This is a genomic window from Gilliamella sp. B3367, from assembly GCF_026536825.1.
Classification (GTDB): Bacteria; Pseudomonadota; Gammaproteobacteria; order Enterobacterales; family Orbaceae; genus Gilliamella; species Gilliamella apicola_E.
The window spans coordinates 59,735-80,665 of sequence record NZ_JAFNNJ010000002.1 but is presented as its reverse complement, the minus strand read 5'-3'; the positions used below and the strand labels follow the sequence as shown (position 1 = coordinate 80,665).

The 20,931-nt window shown below is 34.3% G+C and carries 17 protein-coding genes, 1 pseudogene and 1 riboswitch; of the genes and pseudogenes, 7 read left to right on the top strand and 11 right to left on the bottom strand.

Features of this window, described 5'->3' with window-relative positions:
- Window positions 1-29: 29 nt before the first annotated feature.
- Both J3U23_RS03235 and J3U23_RS03230 read right to left on the bottom strand, forming a co-directional pair.
- Window positions 30-344: a DMT family transporter gene (locus J3U23_RS03235; RefSeq protein WP_065563283.1), complete on the bottom strand. Its 315-nt coding sequence runs from the start codon at window positions 342-344 to the stop codon at window positions 30-32.
- A 23-nt stretch (window positions 345-367) separates the two neighbouring features.
- A complete protein-coding gene (locus tag J3U23_RS03230) occupies window positions 368-691 on the bottom strand; it encodes a DMT family transporter (protein WP_065734479.1) in 324 nt (107 codons plus the stop codon).
- Between the two features lie 599 nt (window positions 692-1,290).
- Between J3U23_RS03230 and J3U23_RS03225 the strand changes: the two genes are divergently transcribed.
- The 3 genes from J3U23_RS03225 to J3U23_RS03215 are packed head-to-tail and all read left to right on the top strand — an operon-like array spanning window position 1,291 to window position 3,528.
- Window positions 1,291-1,947, top strand: coding sequence for a nucleoside recognition domain-containing protein (locus J3U23_RS03225; RefSeq protein WP_065734480.1), 657 nt, complete (start codon window positions 1,291-1,293; stop codon window positions 1,945-1,947).
- Window positions 1,940-2,413: a YjiG family protein gene (locus J3U23_RS03220; RefSeq protein ID WP_065563280.1), complete on the top strand. Its 474-nt coding sequence runs from the start codon at window positions 1,940-1,942 to the stop codon at window positions 2,411-2,413. Before J3U23_RS03225 ends, J3U23_RS03220 begins: the two co-directional genes overlap by 8 nt.
- 14 nt (window positions 2,414-2,427) lie before the next feature.
- The gene (locus tag J3U23_RS03215) at window positions 2,428-3,528 is read left to right on the top strand and encodes a M20 peptidase aminoacylase family protein (protein WP_267338434.1); all 1,101 of its coding nucleotides are present in this window, start codon (window positions 2,428-2,430) and stop codon (window positions 3,526-3,528) included.
- Between the two features lie 42 nt (window positions 3,529-3,570).
- On the opposite strand, the gene ribB is transcribed toward J3U23_RS03215, so the two are convergent.
- The 6 genes and pseudogenes from ribB to eco form a co-directional block, all read right to left on the bottom strand.
- Window positions 3,571-4,209 carry a 3,4-dihydroxy-2-butanone-4-phosphate synthase gene (ribB, locus tag J3U23_RS03210; protein ID WP_065734483.1) on the bottom strand — a complete coding sequence of 213 codons (639 nt, stop codon included), beginning with the start codon at window positions 4,207-4,209 and terminating at the stop codon, window positions 3,571-3,573.
- 146 nt (window positions 4,210-4,355) lie between these two features.
- Window positions 4,356-4,494, bottom strand: a riboswitch (FMN riboswitch).
- 109 nt (window positions 4,495-4,603) lie between these two features.
- Complete coding sequence (locus tag J3U23_RS03205; RefSeq protein ID WP_370632617.1) at window positions 4,604-5,362, bottom strand: ABC transporter permease subunit; 759 nt, start codon at window positions 5,360-5,362, stop codon at window positions 4,604-4,606.
- 237 nt (window positions 5,363-5,599) lie between these two features.
- Window positions 5,600-6,472: pseudogene (potH, locus tag J3U23_RS03200) on the bottom strand (putrescine ABC transporter permease PotH); the annotation flags it as partial.
- A 324-nt stretch (window positions 6,473-6,796) separates the two neighbouring features.
- Entirely contained in the window at window positions 6,797-7,933 is a 1,137-nt protein-coding gene (potG, locus tag J3U23_RS03195) for a putrescine ABC transporter ATP-binding subunit PotG (RefSeq protein ID WP_081299544.1), read from the bottom strand.
- A 100-nt stretch (window positions 7,934-8,033) separates the two neighbouring features.
- Window positions 8,034-9,143, bottom strand: coding sequence for an extracellular solute-binding protein (locus J3U23_RS03190; protein ID WP_267337023.1), 1,110 nt, complete (start codon window positions 9,141-9,143; stop codon window positions 8,034-8,036).
- Between the two features lie 304 nt (window positions 9,144-9,447).
- The gene (gene eco, locus J3U23_RS03185; RefSeq protein ID WP_065563276.1) at window positions 9,448-9,942 is read right to left on the bottom strand and encodes a serine protease inhibitor ecotin; all 495 of its coding nucleotides are present in this window, start codon (window positions 9,940-9,942) and stop codon (window positions 9,448-9,450) included.
- Between the two features lie 102 nt (window positions 9,943-10,044).
- Here eco and ydiK point away from each other — a divergent pair, with 102 nt between their 5' ends.
- The gene (ydiK, locus tag J3U23_RS03180; RefSeq protein WP_267338433.1) at window positions 10,045-11,097 is read left to right on the top strand and encodes an AI-2E family transporter YdiK; all 1,053 of its coding nucleotides are present in this window, start codon (window positions 10,045-10,047) and stop codon (window positions 11,095-11,097) included.
- Between the two features lie 132 nt (window positions 11,098-11,229).
- Window positions 11,230-12,585 carry a CDP-diacylglycerol--serine O-phosphatidyltransferase gene (gene pssA / locus J3U23_RS03175; protein WP_267338432.1) on the top strand — a complete coding sequence of 452 codons (1,356 nt, stop codon included), beginning with the start codon at window positions 11,230-11,232 and terminating at the stop codon, window positions 12,583-12,585.
- Window positions 12,586-12,637: 52 nt separating this feature from the next.
- On the opposite strand, the gene J3U23_RS03170 is transcribed toward pssA, so the two are convergent.
- The 3 genes from J3U23_RS03170 to J3U23_RS03160 all read right to left on the bottom strand — a co-directional run bounded on the left by J3U23_RS03170 (window position 12,638) and on the right by J3U23_RS03160 (window position 18,318).
- Window positions 12,638-13,603, bottom strand: coding sequence for a sugar-binding transcriptional regulator (locus J3U23_RS03170; RefSeq protein WP_065563273.1), 966 nt, complete (start codon window positions 13,601-13,603; stop codon window positions 12,638-12,640).
- Window positions 13,604-14,149: 546 nt separating this feature from the next.
- Window positions 14,150-15,709, bottom strand: coding sequence for a hypothetical protein (locus J3U23_RS03165; RefSeq protein ID WP_267330224.1), 1,560 nt, complete (start codon window positions 15,707-15,709; stop codon window positions 14,150-14,152).
- Between the two features lie 635 nt (window positions 15,710-16,344).
- On the bottom strand, window positions 16,345-18,318 hold the full coding sequence (locus J3U23_RS03160) for a TonB-dependent receptor domain-containing protein (protein ID WP_267338431.1): 1,974 nt from the start codon (window positions 18,316-18,318) through the stop codon (window positions 16,345-16,347).
- Between the two features lie 194 nt (window positions 18,319-18,512).
- Between J3U23_RS03160 and J3U23_RS03155 the strand changes: the two genes are divergently transcribed.
- Complete coding sequence (locus J3U23_RS03155; protein WP_267338429.1) at window positions 18,513-19,412, top strand: ABC transporter substrate-binding protein; 900 nt, start codon at window positions 18,513-18,515, stop codon at window positions 19,410-19,412.
- A 195-nt stretch (window positions 19,413-19,607) separates the two neighbouring features.
- Window positions 19,608-20,924 (top strand): 30S ribosomal protein S12 methylthiotransferase RimO, encoded by a 1,317-nt coding sequence (gene rimO, locus J3U23_RS03150; RefSeq protein ID WP_065561714.1) that lies wholly within the window; start codon window positions 19,608-19,610, stop codon window positions 20,922-20,924.
- Window positions 20,925-20,931 lie beyond the last annotated feature (7 nt).

Below are 20,931 nucleotides of genomic sequence, written 5' to 3'. Positions count from 1 at the left end.
TAATTGTGAGAATGAAAACTCATTTACAACTAAACGGTAACATGTAAACCAACGATACCGATAATAATCACACTCAGACCAAATATTCGAGTGAAATTCTTCGGTTCATTGAAGATAAGCATATTAGCCAAAACCGCACCCGAAGTACCTAGCCCTACCCACACTGGATAAACTATACTTAAATCCAGATACTTGAGTGAAAAATAAAATAGTATAAATGAAACAAAAAAACCGCCCCAATAAAACATTAATCGCAACAAGCTTTTTTGTTGCGAGTATAGCTTAAGACCTATAGCGCCAATAACTTCGAAAATTGCAGCAGTTAAAATAAATAACCATCCCATATCTCAATCCAAATTTTAGTTAATTAGCTATCAGCTCGTTTTAATTGCACAACACCAATGATAATTAATGCTACAAAAAATATTTCAATCAGTTTAATTTGTTTGCCAAATACAACCATATCAATCAGTAATGAGCCAATCGCGCCAACACCAGAAAATATTGCATAGACAGTGCCTGTAGGAATAGTCTTACATGCATTAGTTAAAAACGTAAAATCAACAATAATGACTAATACAACAATCACCCAATGCCACCACTGGCTCGCAGTAGTAAAACCAAATACCCAACACAATTCAAAAAAGCAGGTGAGAACAACAAATACCCACTCTTTATTCCTGCTGTACATAATGACCTCATTATTTTTTTATTTTTTGTTTATATTGCTTAATTTTATTATTTCACTAATGTGCTTAATGAAAACAAAAGACGGTTCGCAAACTAAAACATTTGCCACCTAAAGATTATGATGTTTATGCAGAGAAACAGTTCAACCTTATATATAATATCGATAGTTTCTGAAACACTTTAATGCTATTTCTTACTATTTATTAACAATTCTATAATGACGGATGAAAAATGGCAAGCCTAGAATTATTGATAATTGTATGCTTTTAAATAACTTTCTCAAAAATTGAGAGAAAATCCGAAATAAAATTAATCCATTTAACTTAAATCAATTACCAAAAATGATAACTTAATATAGCTTAGATCCTATCCTTAAACCCAGCAAATGATCAATCTTACTCAACGCGTAATTGACGAATAAAATCTATCTAATTTTAAAAAAAAGTTGAGGAAAGGGGTTTTTTTTCAATTAAATCAATATAGAATACGTCGCTTAGTATTTTAATTCATTTTAAATCAAAATAATTCAAGTACTTTAAGTGTAACTTATTTAATATTTATATTAGAAAATAAGTCAGATAAATCAAAAAGGAATAGACAATGTCAAATAAATCGGACAATGAGTTTAAAGTCGGAATAAAGGCCTATGTGTCACTAGTTGTTGCCATACTGTTTTTTTCCGGGCTATTTTATAACGTGGATGGAAAAGCTTGGTTAGGTGCATTTGATTTTACCAGCTTAAGTGGTAAGTTTGGTACGATGCTTCACCCTGAAAAAAATACTTTTGTTGGTGAAGGTGGAAATAGCGCCAGAGCCGGCTTTATTTTTGCCTTATCACTAATACCGACAGTTATGCTTGCGTTAGGAGTTTTAGAAATTTTTACCCATTACGGTACAATTCGTGCAGCTCACAAACTATTAACTCCCCTTCTTAAACCTATTTTAGGGGTTCCTGGTAAAACGGGTCTTGCGTTAATTACTGATTTACAAAGTACTGACGCTGGAGCCGTATTAACTAAAGAGTTGTATGATGAAAAACAGATCAGTAAAAAAGATCTTATCATTATCAGCGCCTGGCAATATTCAGGAGCAGGCTTAATTAATAACTATTTTTCTATTGGTTCTGCGCTTTTCGCTTCAATGACTGTCGCAATATTTACACCATTGGTCATTATGATTGTATTGAAATTCGTTGGTGCGATTTTAGTACGCATGATTTTAAATTCAGTTTATAAAAAGGATTTTATCAATGAATAACTCAACCAATCAAAAACAGACTAACAATCCATTAGATATTTTCGTTATTGGTGCTCGCAAAGGCTTCAATATTGCAATAAACAATTTAATGCCTAACATTATTATGGCATTTGTTATCACGGAAATATTAAAAAGATTAGGTTTGATGCAATTAATCGGTGAAGTATTTGCTCCCGTTATGGGGCTATTTGGTTTGCCGGGTGAAGCTATAACTGTATTGTTGACCGCTTGGCTATCAGCTTCAGCAGGTACGGGTGTTGCTGTAAATTTAATTTCTGGCGGTATTTTAAGTGGTGTTGATATCACGATCTTAGCACCAGCTATCTTCTTAATGGGCTCACAATTACAATATATGGGACGTTTATTGGGTGTTGCTGATGTACCTAAAAAATATTGGCCACTATTAATGCTTAACAGTATAGTTAATGCTTTAATTGCGATGATCATCATGCGATTTATAGTGTGATAAAGGAGATATCTATGTCTAATGTACTTGAACATTACCACTATTTACATCAAATTCCTGAGTTGGGTTTTGAAGAATTTAAAACCTCAGCCTATATCGCGGATAAACTTGAAGCTGCTGGCTATAAAGTAACACGAAACATTAACAATACCACAGGCATTGTTGCTGAGTATGACAGTGGAAAACCCGGTCCAGTGTTAGCATTACGAGCTGATATGGATGCTCTAGGTCATATCATTGATGGTGAACACTGTGCGAGACACACTTGTGGACATGACGGTCACTCATCAATGTTATTAACTGCAGCCCAAGAACTCATTAAAGAAGGTAATCTAAAAAAAGGAAAATTAAAACTAATTTTTCAACCTGCTGAAGAGTTAGGTTCAGGTGCTTTAGCCATGATAGAAGGCGGTGCTATTGACGATGTTGATATGATCATTGGCTTACATGTACGTCCTAAAGATGAATGCCCAAAAGGTTTTGCATCAGCTGCCATGTTTTATTCAGCCTCAACGACAGTTGAAGTAAATATTCATGGTATTCCTGCTCATGGTGCAAGACCACATTTAGGCGTAAATGCATTAGATGCTGCAACTATGGCAATTCAAGCTGTGAATACTATTCATCTAGCGCCTAGCTTAACTTATAGCGTGAAAGCAACGCGTTGTATATGTGATGCAGGTGTAACGAATGCTATTCCATCAGAGGCCTATGTTTGTTGGGATTTAAGAGCCCCAACTAATCCTGCCATGGATGATTTAAAAGCAAAAACACTTAAAGCAATCGAACTCAGCGTTGCATCAATTGGTGCTAAAGCTGATATCAAAGTATCAAAAGAAATACCAGCAGCTGAAATTGATGATGAAGTCACAAAAATTATTGCTGAATCTATTATAGATGTGCTTGGCAAAGATGGATTAAAAGATCCTATTTTTACCCCAGGTGGAGAAGATTTCTTCAATTATCCTCGTGAAAGAGATGTAAAATCAGGTTTTTGGGGATTGGGTGTTGACTTAACACCAGGCCTACATCATCCAGATATGACTTTTGATACATCAGCATTAGAAAATGGTGTAAAAATCACTAAAACTTGTGCTTTAAAAGTTTTGGGTTAAGTAAATTATTCCGCCGAATATTTCGGCGGTTTCTTGAAAGGCTTATAATGATTTACGATAGGCCACAATATCATCAATTGTAACTACTGGTAACTGATGCTTTTTAGCAAATTCGACAACTTGTGGTGCTCTAGCCATTGTTCCATCATCATTCGTTAATTCACAAATTACAGCGGCTGGTTTAAAGCCTGCTAATGAAACTAAATCTACAGAAGCTTCTGTATGACCTCGACGACTCAAGACGCCATTCTCTTTTGCGACTAATGGAAAGACATGGCCTGGGTGATTTAAATCACTTGGTTTTGCATTATCTGCAACCGCAGCTTTTACCGTAGTGACTCTGTCCGCAGCCGATACGCCAGTTGTTACGCCTTTCGCAGCTTCAATAGTAATAGTAAAAGCGGTCTGGTTTTTACTGGTGTTGTTAGCAACCATCATTGGCAACTCTAATTTATCGCAATAGGATTGTGGCATACATAGGCAAACTATACCACTTCCATATCGAATCGTTAGCGCCATTTGTTGGGTTGTAATTGTTTGTGCTGCCCAAATAATATCGCCTTCGTTTTCGCGATCTTCATCATCTAGCACTAATACGCCAGATCCAGCTTTGATTGAAGCGATTGCTTTTTTGACACGCTCGATGGGTGTTCCGAATTCATTTAAGTTAAACTGATTCATGGTAAATACCTATCCTGTTTTATTAAACTAATTATATTTATTCTTAATTAATTTGAATTCATTAAGTTATAAATACATTAAATACCAGAATCAGGGCAAGTGCTTGACCATAGTGATTTTGCTATAGCGCAAATATAGAAAAGATAAGCTACTCTCTTTCATCCAGACTTTAACTGTCGGCTTTGGAATCTCACCAAATCTGCTTGTCCTTAATAAAATCTATTTTATTAAGCGCTCGTGGGCTATACCACCGGTGGGGAATTACGCCCCGCCCTGAGAATTTTTTGTCAGTGAACTGACATCAAACACTATAATATAATTCAATAAAAAAAACACGTATATTTTATGAGGATAAATAAATTGCCGCATAAAGCGGCAATTTTTGATGAGGCAATTAATGCATTCGAATTTCACGCAAATGCCGTTTTTCAGCTCGACGCATCCAAAGCCATGAAATGAAGCCAATAATACCAACAATTAATAAAATAATTGTCGCTAAGGCATTAACTTGAGGGTCAACCCCTAATCGGACTTTAGAAAATACCAGTTTTGGTAACGTCATCGCACCTGGCCCTGTCACGAAATTAGCGATAACCACATCATCAAGTGATAAAGTAAATGCCAATAACCAACCAGATACAAGAGCTGGAGCAATCATAGGTAACGTTATAATGAAAAATACCTTTAATGGATTTGCACCCAAATCTAATGCCGCCTCTTCAATTGACCTATCTAACTCTCGTAATCTTGCGCTAATAACGACTGTCACATAAGCGGTACAAAATGTTGCATGAGCGAGCCAAATAGTAATTGCACCTCTTTGTGTTGGCCAACCAAGTACTTGTCCCATTCCAACAAATAACAATAGTAATGCCAAACCGGTTATTACATCTGGCATAACTAATGGTGCCGTTGTCATAAACGAAAACAAATTAGATCCTCGGAACCGTCTATATCGTATTATGGCATAAGCAGCTAAGGTACCAAGTACAATTGCTAATGATGCAGCACCAGCAGCAATAGAAAGGCTCAATCCTACCGCTTTAAGTAAGGCTTCATTGTGGATCAATTCAAAATACCATTTAGTTGAAAATTCAGACCAAACAGTTACAAGTCTTGAACTATTGAAAGAATAAACAATCAAAATGATCATCGGTATATATAAAAAGGAAAACACTAATAATAGAATTAATCCTTTTAAAAATTTACCTAGCAATGATATCGTTACAATAATTGTCAAAATAAGACTGAAGACAAAACATCCCACATATAAGCTACTACTACTTAATAAAGCAAATCCTGAAATCAAAACCGATAGCACCAATGAACCTAAAAATGCGGAGATAAAAACAATCAATGCTGATCGCACGATTAATGGTAAATTATTCATTTATTTACCCCCCATTTGTCGGTTTTGGAATTTGTTAAAGTAATAGATAGGGACAATTAATATCAATAACATCACTGTTGCGACAGCTGATGCGGCTGGCCAATCGTGATTATTAAAGAATTCAGCCCATAGCTGAGTACCAATCATTAGACTATCTGAAGGCCCTAACAGTTCAGGGATTACATATTCCCCAACCGCTGGAATGAATACCAACATGGCTCCAGCAATAACACCATTTTTAGTTAATGGTACGATAATCCTAAAAAAGGTTTTGATTGGCTTACAACCTAAATCTAGAGCTGCTTCAATTAGGGTTGAATCGACTTTACTTAATGATGTGTAAATTGGTAACACCACAAACGGTAAGTAAGAATATACAATACCGATATAAACAGCTAGATAAGTTTTCATAATGATTAGCGGTTGATCAATAACACCTAACCACATTAAGAAATGATTTAACAAACCATTAGGATTCAATATTCCAATCCACGCATAAACACGAATTAAAAATGATGTCCATGATGGTAATATAATCAACAATAATAAAATATTTCGAGTAGATGGTTTGCATTGCGATATAGCCCATGCTAATGGATAACCAATCAAAATACATAATAATGTCGAAATTGCAGCCACTTTCAATGACTGTAAATAGGAGTCTAGATAAATAGTATCAGCTAATAAATTTAGATAATTACCAAAATTTAAAACAATATTTACCAGCCCATCTTCATAACTAAAAAGTTCAGTATAAGGAGGAACGGCTATCGCCACTTCCGAAAAGCTGATTCTAAATACGATTAAAAATGGTAATAAAAAGAGTAACAGCATCCAAAAGTAAGGAATCGCGATAACTAACAAACGACCATATAATGTCATTAAGTCGGAATCATCACGTTGTTGTCGCATCTTTTTATAAGCATAATAGATAGCAACCAAACCGACTAATTCAGGTATATATAAAATACTACCAGCTATTATCAACCGATAAGCAAATTTAGATGGTTTATAATGCGCTAAATATGCACCTAAACATGATAATAAAAAGCTTAATACCATTGATGTAAATAACGCATCTAAAAAAAGATTGTCAAATGCATTTGTTGTTACAAAACGTAAATAAATACCGAGTAACACCAAGGCATTTAATAACAAACCCCATATAATGGATCGCATCAATATATCCTCTTGTGTTTATTCAGTAAGCACAACACAACTATCGATTTCCCAACTAAGGTTGACAATATCACCCCAAGTAGGCATACCTTTACGATAGCGATGTTCGTTTTGTAGCTGTGCAATAATTATCTGACCACTTTGCAATTTTACGTGATAAATTGAAAGATCGCCCAAATAAGCAATTTCAACAACTTCACCTGTTGCAACGTTATAGGCATCCTCAGCAATTTCATCACAAAGTTTGATTTTTTCAGGTCTTAAGGCAACTTGAATAGGAACCCCTTCGACAGCGGGTGAATCATAATCAACTTTTAAAGAGTGCTTAATCATAGGACAACTAATAATTAATCCATCTTCTAATGTTTCTTGTAAAATGCCATCAAACACATTTACTGAACCGATGAACTCAGCGCTATAACGACTATTTGGATGCTCGTAAATCTCTTCAGGCTCACCAATTTGCACAAATTGACCTTTGTTCATAATCGCGATGCGCCCTGCCATTGTCATCGCTTCTTCCTGATCATGGGTTACCATTACACAGGTCGCACCAACTTGTTCTAAAATGCTAACCACTTCAAGTTGCATACGATCACGAAGTTGTTTATCCAAAGCGCCCATCGGTTCATCTAATAATAGAAGTTTTGGTCTTTTTGCTAGACTTCTTGCTAAAGCAACTCGTTGTCTTTGACCACCAGATAATTGATGAGGTTTACGTTTACCAAATTGCTCCATGTGTACAAGCGCTAACATCTCTTCTACACGCTGTTTAATGTCGCTTTTAGCTAATCTATCTTGTTTAAGACCAAAAGCAATATTTTGCTCAACCGTCATGTGAGGAAAAAGAGCATACGATTGAAACATCATATTAATTGGGCGATTGTAAGGAGGAACTTGCGATAAATCCTTACCATCTAAAATAATTTGTCCGGATGTTGGTTGTTCAAACCCTGCAAGCATACGCAATAAGGTCGATTTACCACTACCCGATGCACCTAATAAGGCAAAAATTTCCCCATCATAAATGGTTAAATTTACATCATCGACGGCATAATAGTCGTCATTAAAAACTTTAGTTAAATTTTTGATCTCCAATAATGGAGTTATCATCTTTTTTTTAGGCTGTACCTGATTTGTTGTTTTATCGTTCACACTTTTTTCCTCATAACAACAAGCCAAAAAAAACGAGACGGAAAGGTTATTAAACCTCTCCGCCTAGAATATATAAGTCAATAATTTGACGTTCAAACGGCTATTTACCCGTTTTAAGTTTTGTCCATGTGCGAGTAATCACACGTTCAAGCTTAGGATCTTTTACTGTAAGGGTAAATAATTTTTCCATAACCTCTGGTTTTGGATAAACCGCAGGATCATTTTTCACTTCTGGTTTTACAAACTGATCGTTAGCAACTTTATTTGCACTAGCAAAGTTAACATCATTAGTTACCTGTGCAGCAATTTCTGGCTTCATAACGAAGTTTAAAAACTCGTGAGCTTCATCAGGATTAGCTGAATCTTTAGGAATAGCAAATGTATCAAAGAATACTAATGCACCTTCTTTAGGAATATGGTAGCCAATATGCACACCATTATTTGCTTCGTTAGCTCTATCACGAGATTGTAATATATCGCCTGACCAACCTAAAATTACACAAATATCACCGTTAGCTAAATCAGTTATATATTGTGATGAATGGAAATAACGAATATTTGGTCTTACTTTTTCTAACAACTCGTAAGCGGCACCGGTATAATCTTTCGCATCAGTACTGTTCGGATCTTTACCTAAATATTTAAGTGCACTCGCAAAGATTTCAGTTGGCGCATCTAAGTAAGCAACACCACAATCTTTAAGTTTTTCCATATTTTCAGGTTTAAAGACTAGATCCCAACTATCAACTGGAGCATTATCACCAAGACGTTCTTTAACTTTATCAATGTTATAACCAATACCTGTCGTCATCCATACATAAGGAATTGCATATTTATTATCAGGATCATGGTTTGCCATTAATTTCATCAAATTAGGATCAAGATTTTTCCAATTTGGTAATTTACTTTTATCTAATGGCAGATAGATATCAGCTTTGATCTGTCTTGCTAAAAAACTATCAGAAGGTGAAACGACATCAAAGCCAGAATGACCGGCCATTAATTTACCTTCAAGTGCTTCATTAGAGTCATACACATCATAAACTAATTTGATACCTGTCGATTTTTCAAAATCAGTGATAGTATCGTTACCAATTTGACCTGCCCAATTATAAAAATGCACAACGCGATCTTTAGCTATAGCAGATTGAGATAATGCTAGTGAAACACCAGCTATGATTGAAAGAATTGTTTTACGTTGAGTAAACATGCTCACCACTTCTCCTCTAGTTAGGGATATTACATGTTAGACACAAGCCCATTGTGAAACACAACGGACCCCCAAATTTTACCATTATCTAATTAACGGCGAAACCGAGGTAATCAGGCAATTACAAGTCATTAATTGAATTAATGAGCAAGTAGAGCTAACCTTGCATTACGAGGGATAAAATACCTTTTTTTTTACAGATGTCTACATAAAAAATCAAATAAACTTAGATTAAGGACCGAATGACTATATTTTAATCAATCAGCCCTTTGTTAGCGAGCTATTAACAATTAATTAACGTTTTTTATTCGGCAGTGGCTTGCAAAACTTTTGAATCTGGTTGCCAAATTCTATATTTAACTGTTACATCGTTTGGTACATAAAATACCAATGGTAACTGACTGTTATAATTTAATAAACCTAAATTATGTCTGATTGTAACGAACTGGTTTTTGTTAGCACTTTCAGGGCAAGCCATCATGGTTGAAAGCGTTCCTTTAACTTCTTCAACTTCGTAATAAGAATATCCCCATCCTTTAAGCTCTTTTTCTTTAATTACCCCACCTAAATTATGTGCATTACAATCTACATTCATATCTTTACCAACTAATATTTCTACTTTTGCGTTAGCTTCATCTTTTAAGCTAGGAAGATGAATCACATAACGCGTAGCACCGACTTTAGCGTTAGGATATGGCGCGATTTCATTCAATTTTTGCGCAACTTGAGGGACTTTTTGTGTATTTGCACACGCTGATAATGTTACACCCATCAAAACTAACAACATTAATTTTTTCATTTTATATCTCCAAGAAAATTGTCTAATTGATACGACATCGTATGCTTTTCAAAACATAATGCGTATAATAACATTATCTAGATTAAAGAATATGAGGTAAAAATGCCAGCAGAAAAAAAAACCGATGATTTACTAAAGCTAATTTTAAATCTATTACTGATAGGTTTACTTATAACAGTAACTTATCGAGTGATAGAAGTATTTTTGTTTGGCTTTTTTTGGGCTGTTATGGTGGTTATTGCTACTTGGCCATTAATGATAAAAATCCAACAAAAGCTGTTTAATAAACGTTGGTTATCACTGTTAGTTATGGCATTAATATTGGCATTTGTTTGTGTCATTCCTTTTCTTCTCATCATTAGTAGTGTCGCTCAAAATGGGCATTACCTTATCGAATGGGTTAGAAACCTATCTCATAGAGAATTACCTACTTTTGACTGGTTAATAAACGTTCCTATGTTTGGTGAGGAGCTACACCAAAAATGGCTCGAAATTATTAAAACCGATGGGTCGGAATTAGTATCTGATATTCAACCCTATATTGGTACAATGATTGGCTGGCTATTAGAACAAGTCACCAACATTGGCGTTTTCATATTCCATGCTGGTGTGATGATTATATTTAGTTTATTACTATTTCTTAAAGGTGAAAGCATTACTAAATATGTTTATGTTTTAGCTAATCGTTTATCTAAACAATATGGAACAACTACCGTTACATTAGCCGGTCAATCTATACGAGCGGTTGCATTAGGCGTGGTTGTCACCGCCATTACATTAGCTTTAATTGGTGGCTTAAGCTTTATTATTACCAAAATGCCATTTCCAGGCATATTAACCCTTATTTTATTCATCTGCTGTGTTGCTCAAATTGGACCAGTTGTCGTAATGATTGGCTGTATTATTTGGCAATTTTGGGATGGTCATATCGTATCAGGTATTGTATTAATTGTAGTTGCCATCATATTAACTACCCTAGATAGCGTAATGCGAGCATATTTGATAAAAAAAGGAGCCGATCTACCTTTCTTACTCATACTTTTTGGTGTAATTGGAGGTATTCTGGCTTTTGGTATTATGGGACTATTTATTGGTCCAGTCGTTCTGGCATTAAGCTATAAAATTATTCAAACTTGGGTTAATGAACAATCTTAAATATTGAGTTAATAGACTGAATAAAAACAGATTAATTTAAACATAGGATAACCTATGAAAAATAGGAGTGTTATTATCTGACATAAATTGTGATATTCTACACTTTGTGTCAGTTTTAATGATATTTAAATCATGCGAATACCATTTATTAAATACAACCATCAAAAGCATTTAAATGAATTAGCAAAACTTCAGCAAAATGCTGAGCAATATCATATTGTATACGATCCAAAATCTTATCGAATTACATTGCTTGAGCATATCATGAAAGCTAAGCACCGTATCTACATTGTTGCACTTTATTTAGAAAAAGATGAAGCCGGCCGTGAGGTACTTGATGCACTTTATCAAGCAAAAACAGCGCGCCCAGATTTAGATATCAAGATTTTTGTTGATTGGCATCGTGCTCAACGTGGGCGAATAGGTGAAGATAAAGCCCAAACGAATGCACGGTATTACTATGATCTAAAACAGCAACATCCAAATATTGATATTCCTATTTATGGTGTCCCCGTTAATCGCCGTGAAGTACTTGGTGTACTGCACTTAAAAGGTTTGATCATCGATGACACCGTCATTTATAGTGGTGCGAGTATCAACAATGTATATTTACATAAACTGGATAAATACCGCTATGACAGATATCACTTTATAACCAATAAAGCGCTATCTGACACCATGGTCAATTACGTCAATGACAATTTCCTCTCTGCTGAAGGTGTGCAACGTTTAGATGTTAGTGAACATAAAACTCGCAAACAAATTAAACCAGAAATTAAAGCGTTACGTCAAAATCTTACCGACGCAAATTATCAATATGTGGCAGATACGGATAATGATACATTATCGGTCTCTCCAATAGTTGGTCTTGGGCGAAATAATCAGCTCAATAAGGTCATTCACCATTTAATAAATGTCACTGAACAAAAAATTATATTTTGTACTCCGTATTTCAATTTACCCAATATATTAGTGCGCGATATTATTCGCCTCCTAAGAAAAGGAAAACAAGTTGAGATCATTATTGGTGATAAAGTTGCTAACGACTTTTATATTCCAGAAGATCAGCCATTTAATATTTCGGGTGGACTACCCTATTTATATGAAATCAACTTAAGACGCTTTGTTGAACGCCTTCAAAATTTCATAGACAAAGAACAGTTAATCATTAGGTTATGGAAAGATGGCGATCAAACCTATCATCTAAAAGGTATTTGGGTCGATGATAGTTGGATGATGATCACAGGTAATAATCTTAATCCTAGAGCATGGCGTTTAGATCTGGAAAATGCAATATTAATCCACGATCCAAAACACGAATTACAAAAACAAATCAAACAAGAACTCGTCGCAATTCGAGAAAAAACGACTTTAGTTACACATTTTCAACAAATTCAAGCTAGCCTGTTCTATCCCAAAAATGTACATAAATTAATTAAACGATTAAGCCGAATTCGGGTTGATAGAATTATTAAACGCTTATTATAATTAACAAAGTGATAATAAATAGCTACATTGTTACAAATAGCTTATATACAACTTAAATTTTATTTAGGTTCAACACCATTCTAGCATTTGAAGCACTAGTAGCAATAATATCAATGACACCAGAGCGAAGCGCACCTAAAATTGCTGTCGCTTTAGTGTTTTCTGATGCAATGGCAATAACACAAGGAATGTTACGTAGCTCATCAATACTTAAACCAATTACCCGATCATTCATGGTTGTATCAACAGGATTGCCATTTATATCAAAAAAACCATAACCTGCAATATCACCAACTACGCCTTGATTCAAAGTAGCATATGTGACTTCTTGCGGGGTAAACCAGCCTAACTGTACCATGTAACAGTTTTCATTCATATCACCAATACCAACTAAAGCAATATCAGCTTTACTAGCGCGTTCGATCGTATCTTTAATAACCCGATTTTGCATAAACGCACGTTTCAGTTCACGATTCTCAACATAAGCTGGTGCATACAAAGTTTCGCTACTTGCGCTAAATTTTCTCGCAAGGCTACGGCTGATATGATCGGCATCAATAATCTCTCCAACTCGCTGAGTACCACCAATACCACAGATAAATTTACATTGTTTTTCAGGAAAAACGCCTACATGACTAGCAATTGCAGCCACATTACGCCCCTGCCCAACCGCTACCGTCATACCATTTTTCAAAGTACTGGATAAATAATTTGAAACAAGTGCCGCCACTTGTCGTCGTTGCTCATCCTCATCTTGATGATCTAAAGCAATTAACGCTCTTTTAATACCGAAATTATTAACGAATTGCTGCTCAATACGCGAGCTAAAAATCGGGTGATATTTGACATTAATCTCAACAATCCCCTCCGCTCTCGCTTTTTTTAGCAAACGCCCTACTTTAATACGTGAAAGACCAAATCTCTTGGCAATCTCTTCTTGCGTTTGTTCATACTCATAGTAAGCAACGGCAATTTCAGTAAGTAGTTCTGACTCTTGTTTATCTTCAAATATATCCATTAGGCTTGCCTTTCATTATTAGCTTAGCTGATTGTTAATATATTACAAAATCCTCTAGCTTGCCATTCTCCATGTCTAATAAATGATTTCGCAATGTTTAGTTTATCGATTAATAATCTTTAATTTTCGAGATTTGCACTATCTTTGTATAGTTAAATTATTAAAATTATTATCAATTTAATCAATGCAGAACATAATTTAACATATATATTTTTCTTCATTAGGATGAGAAATAGATCTTGTTTGGTAATGGCAAATTGGTTGATGAGCTATTATGACTTAGCTAACTTGTATTTTATAGAAATAGAATAAAGCTACCTTCATTTATATAACAGTGGATTGAGCTTAGACATCATTTTTCTTTAGCACTCTCACCATTATATACAAATGGAGTAAAATTAGATTTTAATAAAAAATATTCACTTTTTTAAGTTCAAAAACCCCGTTCCTCAACTTTTTTTCATAGTTAAAGGGTTGTCATGCAGATTAATCAAACCCATGCGATGATTATCACATGGGCCTATATCTAATTGAAATTATGCGTTCTTACCAAGTTTCTTTACAAACTTCAAACGTTACTGAGAAAGGTGCACTAGGCCAAGGATTGTTATAAGCTTTAAAAATTCCACCATTTAACATAAATACAACACGATGTACTTTTCCTTGCGGCTCCATAGTGAAATCAGAAACCCATGCATGCCGTTGGAAAGTACCATTAATTGCACCGGATGTAGGAAACCCAGATTCAGCATATCTATCAACTGTTAACTGTCCCCATTCACCACTTAGACCACCATTCATTTTTCTGGTCATCGCATTTCCGGTTTCTCTAAAACTTGCGTTAGTATTTGGGTTGGTTGCTTGAGGCGTATTAATCCAGTCAGTAAGTGTTAATTGATTTTGAATTCCACCACAAAGATCATCTGAATATGTTAATTTCTCTTCTCCGGGTATTGCCCAGAAATTTAAATCACTCCAAAATACAATCCTATCAGATTCTCCGTTTGCATCTTTAGGCCATGCAAAAATTTGGATGGTTCTTTTTTTAGGTTTGCCCTTAAAAGTTAAAATACCAAGTTTATCAATTGAGAGATTCTCATCATCTGTTGAAAACAAATAATCTTGCTGATGATTACTCATCCAAAGTTGGAATGATGCCCCTTTAAACGCAGTATGAGGAAAACGATTATTATGCCCAGCACTGGTATTGAGTAAAAATCCTAATTCTGGATGCCACTCATCTTTATTATAACCACCACCATGTTTTGGATTAGGTGTAGGATCTATTGATGCTCCCCAACCATAACCACTAGGCTCATCATTATTATATTGAATCCAAGACCATTTAGTTTTATCCAACATTGGATAAGGCCGGGCATAACACACTTGATTAATTTTGGATTTAAAATAATATGTTTTAAAAAGATCGTTATAAATATGTTCTGACTCATTTGGCAGACCATATTCTGTTTCTACTTTTATATTTTTAACTGAAAGCTCTAATTTATAAGGTGCTTTGCAAGGATCTATTGTTTTAGTTAACTCATTTTCAGGTACTTTTTTATAGTCCTCTAGCCCTTTTTTATTACCATTATAACCACCAGGAACACTATAATACCAAGTCGCCGTTAATACGCCATCAGGAATACCTGTATCACCATCTTGATCAAAAATACTGATATTGAGATTATTGGCGATATCCATCAAATTGACATCTTGACCATTGGCCTCAATAACTTTTTTTACTTCATTTGAACCCTCTTTTCCTTGAATTACCCAACTTATTTGGCTAAGAGTGGTATCCGGTTCCAATTTAAAATCGTTAATATCACTTTCTGAAGTGCGTAACCGACCATCAGGCATACTAACAACACTCAATTTTTCCTTAAAGCCAGTTGAATCAACCATTTCATCATTGACCGCTATCATTGGTGAATTACCATGAACCAATTGAGTCGCTGAGACAGGAAGTAATGCGTTAATATTATTAACAAATGACAATAGCAAGATGACCAATAAATAATTTTGTTTATTTTTGAATACTCCATTGCCTGATATAGAAACTGAATTAAAGTTTCCATTTTTTAATATTGCTAACCAGTTCAAGCTAAATCTCCTTTTTATTAACATGCTGTTGCAAATAAATCTAATGACACTCCTTTATATGTCCTCTTTTAATACACGACATCAAACAGCTAAACTGGATATGATTTATACAGCTTGTTATATGAAATTGTTTCTTTAAAGATCAGACATTAAAGCTTTTAAATTTGAAAACGATCAAATTATTGATCGAAACTTCCGATCAATCAATAACCATTTGATCGTGACTGGCTATCAAATGTACAAATTAAGCTTTAGAAGTTTAAAATAAGATAGGAGTTGATTTAGCCTACAATTTTATAAAAATTATATTTATATGATTAATAATAATTAATATAGAATTTTTATAATAAGATCATAAGTTAATAAAAAGAATTAAAAAATTTTTAAGAAAGGTTAAGAAAGGATAATTTTAACTATTTGATCAATAAAATAAATAAAACATAATTTTTAGTTAATCAAAGATCATTTTGCAAATATCAATAAAAAATAATTTCAAAAGAGAGTTAATTAATTAAAAACGATTAATAAAATAAAGAAAGAAGAGTTATTAAAATTTCAAATCGGTTTTATTATGGATTAAATAAACAGTTTTACCAAGTAGCTATGAAGTATAGCTACTTGGTGAGAATTAAATATTAAAAATTAATTTCTGTTCCAATAAAGTAACGACGCCCTTCTAATGTCTTACCAAAGTCATCGTTTGAAACATCTTTATCAAACAAGTTATAAACGCCACCATATACTTTAGCATTTTTGTTTATTTGGAAAGACGCACCGACATCCCAGAAGGTATAGCCTGGATATTCAATTTTCTTACCACTGCGATCTGTGGTAGTTTCTACCCCGTAATAAGCAACCTTAGTCCATAAATCCAACTCTTGAGTGAGATTCCAATCAAGTTGAGTATTGAATTTTTGTTTTGGTGTACGGTTTAATGGTTTACCTTTATTTTTACCCGTTTTTTGCTCTGTCTCAGTCCATGAATAGTTAGAGCTTAACAAGAAATCAGTAAATAATGGCGTTTTAAATGTAAGCTCAATACCTTTAAGGTCTGCTTTATCTACATTTTCTCGCCCTTGAATAAAATCAAATTCTTTATTGAAGTTTTTATATTTACATGTTCTATTTGGAATCTTTCTAGTATCACATATATAGTAGGACTGAATTTTATCTTTATACTTTGTATAAAAGGCTGTTGCTGAAGCATCAATACCATAATCATTGGTATAAGCCAAACCAATTTCAAAATTATCTGATTTTTCTGGTTTTAAATCTGGGTTACCAACAACTACACCATTGGAAAATCCACCACCTGTTACTTGTCCCCAATCAGAAACAACTTGACGTAGTTGTGGTGTTGCAAAACCGGTAGAATACCCACCCTTCATAGTAAAGTTATCATCAATATTCCAGACACTATAAATTCTTGGATTCCAATTACTACCATAATTTTCATCTTTGTTATAACGTAAACCAGCCGTTATATTCCAATTATCGAAAATGCTTATCTCATCCTCTGCATATAGCGCATAATTCCAACGGTCAATTTTAGTAATATTACTATTAAGTTCATTACCTTTATCATGTAATTCTTGATAATTATATTTACCACCCACCGTTAACATGTTAATCGAAAAAGGTATTGTTGCATGTGTATCAACATCAGTATTCTTGATTTTCATTTGCCTTGCAGGATTATTATTCTCTTCATAGGCAATAAACGAAGTTGTTGAAACATCGCCAAACATACCATTATGAGTCAATGCAAAAGTATTTCTCGCATTATCTCGCTTATAGTCATCCTTTCTGCTTTTATCTCTAGTTTTACCTCTAGTTGAAGTACTATTTTGTAAAGAACGACCAAAATCAAAATCAAATTTTTGGGTATCAGTAGCATTAAGCGATATTTTACCGTTTAAGCTTCTTAATTTTTGGCCTGAATGACCATTCAAGAATCTATCTTCGTGTCGATTTGTATATTGACCATATAATTGAATCCCTAAAATATCATCAATAATTGGTCCCATAGTTGAAAAACTACCTACATAGGTATTTTTTTCATCTGAACGATAAGGCATGATTGATTCAACTCGAATACCGCTATGCCATTTATTTGAAACTTTCTTAGTAATGATATTGACGACCCCACCCATAGCATCTGAACCATATAGCGATGACATTGGTCCTCGGACAACTTCAATACGATCTATAGCAGTTAAAGGCGGTAACCAGCCTTGTTCAAAACCAGAATTATCACTATTAGGTCTGGTTTCACGAGTGCTAACTTTTTTACCATCAATTAATAATAAAGTATATTTGGCATCCATACCACGAATACTAATATCAGTTGAATCACCGCCACCAGTTATCGTGATCCCAGGAATATCCTTAAGCGCATCAGTCACATCACGATAAGGTTTTTTGCTGATTTCCTCTGGCGTGATTACCGAAATTGTTGCTGGAGCTTCTTTAATTTGTTGAGAAAATCCTGATGCTGTCACCACCATAGTATCAGTATTTTTATCAGTGTCTGCTATCGCTAAACCAGATAATGATAATAAAATACTTGTATTTATGACATGTGTTGCCAGTTTAATTTTAGTATTCATGTTTTATAACCTTATTATTTATATTGATATTTTGCAAAGCAAGCCGTGCGTTACAATAACCTACGTGAGAATAATTATCAATAACTTTTCGATAATAATTATCAATATCTTTACGAAAAATTATTTATATCTAGACATTTCACATCATTTAAATAATAATGGTTATCATTTTCATCAAAGCAAAAGGTATCAATATGAATAAAAAAATATTATTAAGCACTCTAATAGCTTTTACTTTAGGGTTATCAGGTTGCCAATCATCAATCACTATGAATCCAGATAATAAACAAACCGTTGTTGTTCCTAAATCACCAAGTAAAGTGGTAGTAATGAACTATGGTGCTTTAGATACCTTAGATGCATTAGGTAAAGGTTCTATTGTTGTAGGAACACCTCTTTCCGTTCTTCCTTCTTATCTTGAACAATATAAAAGTGTCTCTGATACAGGTAGTATGAAAGAACCAAGCATCGATGCAATTAAACAAGTTAAACCACAACTCATCGTTATTGATGGTCGTCAAGCTAGTCGAACTGAAGAATTATCGAAAATTGCACCAGTAATTAATTTAAGTGTTGACGCGAAGAATTATCTTGAATCAACTAAAAATCATATCAATGTTCTAGCAGATATAACTGGAACTGAAAAGAAAGCTGAAGATTTGATTCAATTGCTTGATACAAAAGTGACCAACGCACAAGCTGTTGCACAAGCGAGTCACAAAAAAGCAATAGTTGCTATTCATAATGATGGAAAAATGATTCTTATTAATGGCAGTTCAAGCGCAGCATTAATTCATGATGTGTTGAAAGTAAAACGGGCTGTACCATTAACACCACAGCCTAGTGGCAAACCAAAACCGATCTTTATTGATAACAGCTATATTAGTAAAGTAAAACCTGATATTGTTTATGTCGTTGATCGAAGTAAAGCTATTGGTCAATCAGCAATGAAAAACGACTTTTTAAATCCAAAAGTATTAGCGAAAAGTAAAACTGAGGTTATCTATTTAACACCCGATCTTTGGTACTTATCGGGTGGTGGTGTCGAAAGTTTAGATCGTCAAATTGATGAAGTCATTAATGCATTGAAATAATTTTTTATCATAATGTAGGCCCTTATTTCAGTAAGGGCTTGTTTCTCGTTTCTCTCCATATTCATCACTGCAAATTAAAAATTTTTATTTCGACTAATTTAATTATGTTAGAATGCTCACCTATTATTTTAATCTAAATTAATAAACTTTTAGATTCTCGATAAATACCTCAATAAATTTTAAATTACTATGAATATGTCATCCCCTACTATTGGATTTGTGAGCCTTGGTTGTCCTAAAAATTTAGTTGACTCTGAGCGAATTTTAACTGAACTACGTACTCAAGGTTATCAAGTAGTGCCAAGTTACGACAATGCTGATTTGGTTATTGTTAATACTTGTGGCTTTATTGATAGTGCTGTACAAGAATCATTAGAGGCCATCGGTGAAGCCCTTAATGAAAATGGCAAAGTTATTGTGACAGGTTGTCTTGGCGCGAAAGAAGATCAGATACGTAATGTTCATCCTAAAGTTCTAGAAATATCAGGACCTCATAGTTACGAAGCTGTTCTTGAACATGTTAATAAATATGCACCAAAACCTAGCTACAATCCATTTACAAGCCTTGTACCAGAGCAAGGAGTAAAATTAACACCTAAACATTATGCTTATTTAAAAATTTCTGAAGGTTGTAACCATAGCTGTACATTTTGTATTATCCCATCATTACGTGGTGAGATGGTTAGTCGTCCTATCGGTAATGTTCTTGATGAGGCAAAACGTTTAGTCGATAGTGGCGTAAAAGAGCTTTTAGTTATCGCACAAGATACGTCTGCTTACGGTATCGATGTCAAAAATCGTACAAACTTTTGGAACGGTATGCCATTAAAAACTGATATACATACCCTTTGCGAGCAATTATCTACCCTTGGTATTTGGGTGCGTCTACATTATATGTACCCTTATCCAAGTGTCGACAATTTGATTCCATTAATGGCTGAAGGAAAAATATTACCTTATCTAGATGTCCCTTTACAACATGCTAGCCCTACCGTTTTAAAATCAATGAAACGCCCAGGCACAATTGAAAGAACCTTAGAGCGAATTCATCATTGGCGTGAGATTTGCCCTGAAATTACCTTACGTTCAACGTTTATTGTTGGCTACCCTGGTGAAACTGAGAAAGATTTCGAACTATTACTTGACTTTTTATCTCAAGCGCAATTAGACCGCGTTGGTTGTTTCCCTTATAGCCCAGTGGAAGGTGCTGCTGCAAATCAACTAGCTGATCAAATACCAGAAGAAATAAAGCAAGAACGCTTCCACCGTTTTATGCAATTACAACAATCGATTTCAACACAGAAACTTCAAAATAAAATAGGTAAAACATTATCTGTATTGATTGATGAAGTTGATGAAGAAGGTGCTATTGGGCGAAGCATGGCCGATGCGCCAGAAATAGATGGTGTTGTCTATCTAAATGAAGAAAAAGATGTTAAAGTCGGCGATATTGTTCAAGTAAATATTGAACATTCAGATGAATATGATTTATGGGGTACTGTAAAACAGTAAATAAATC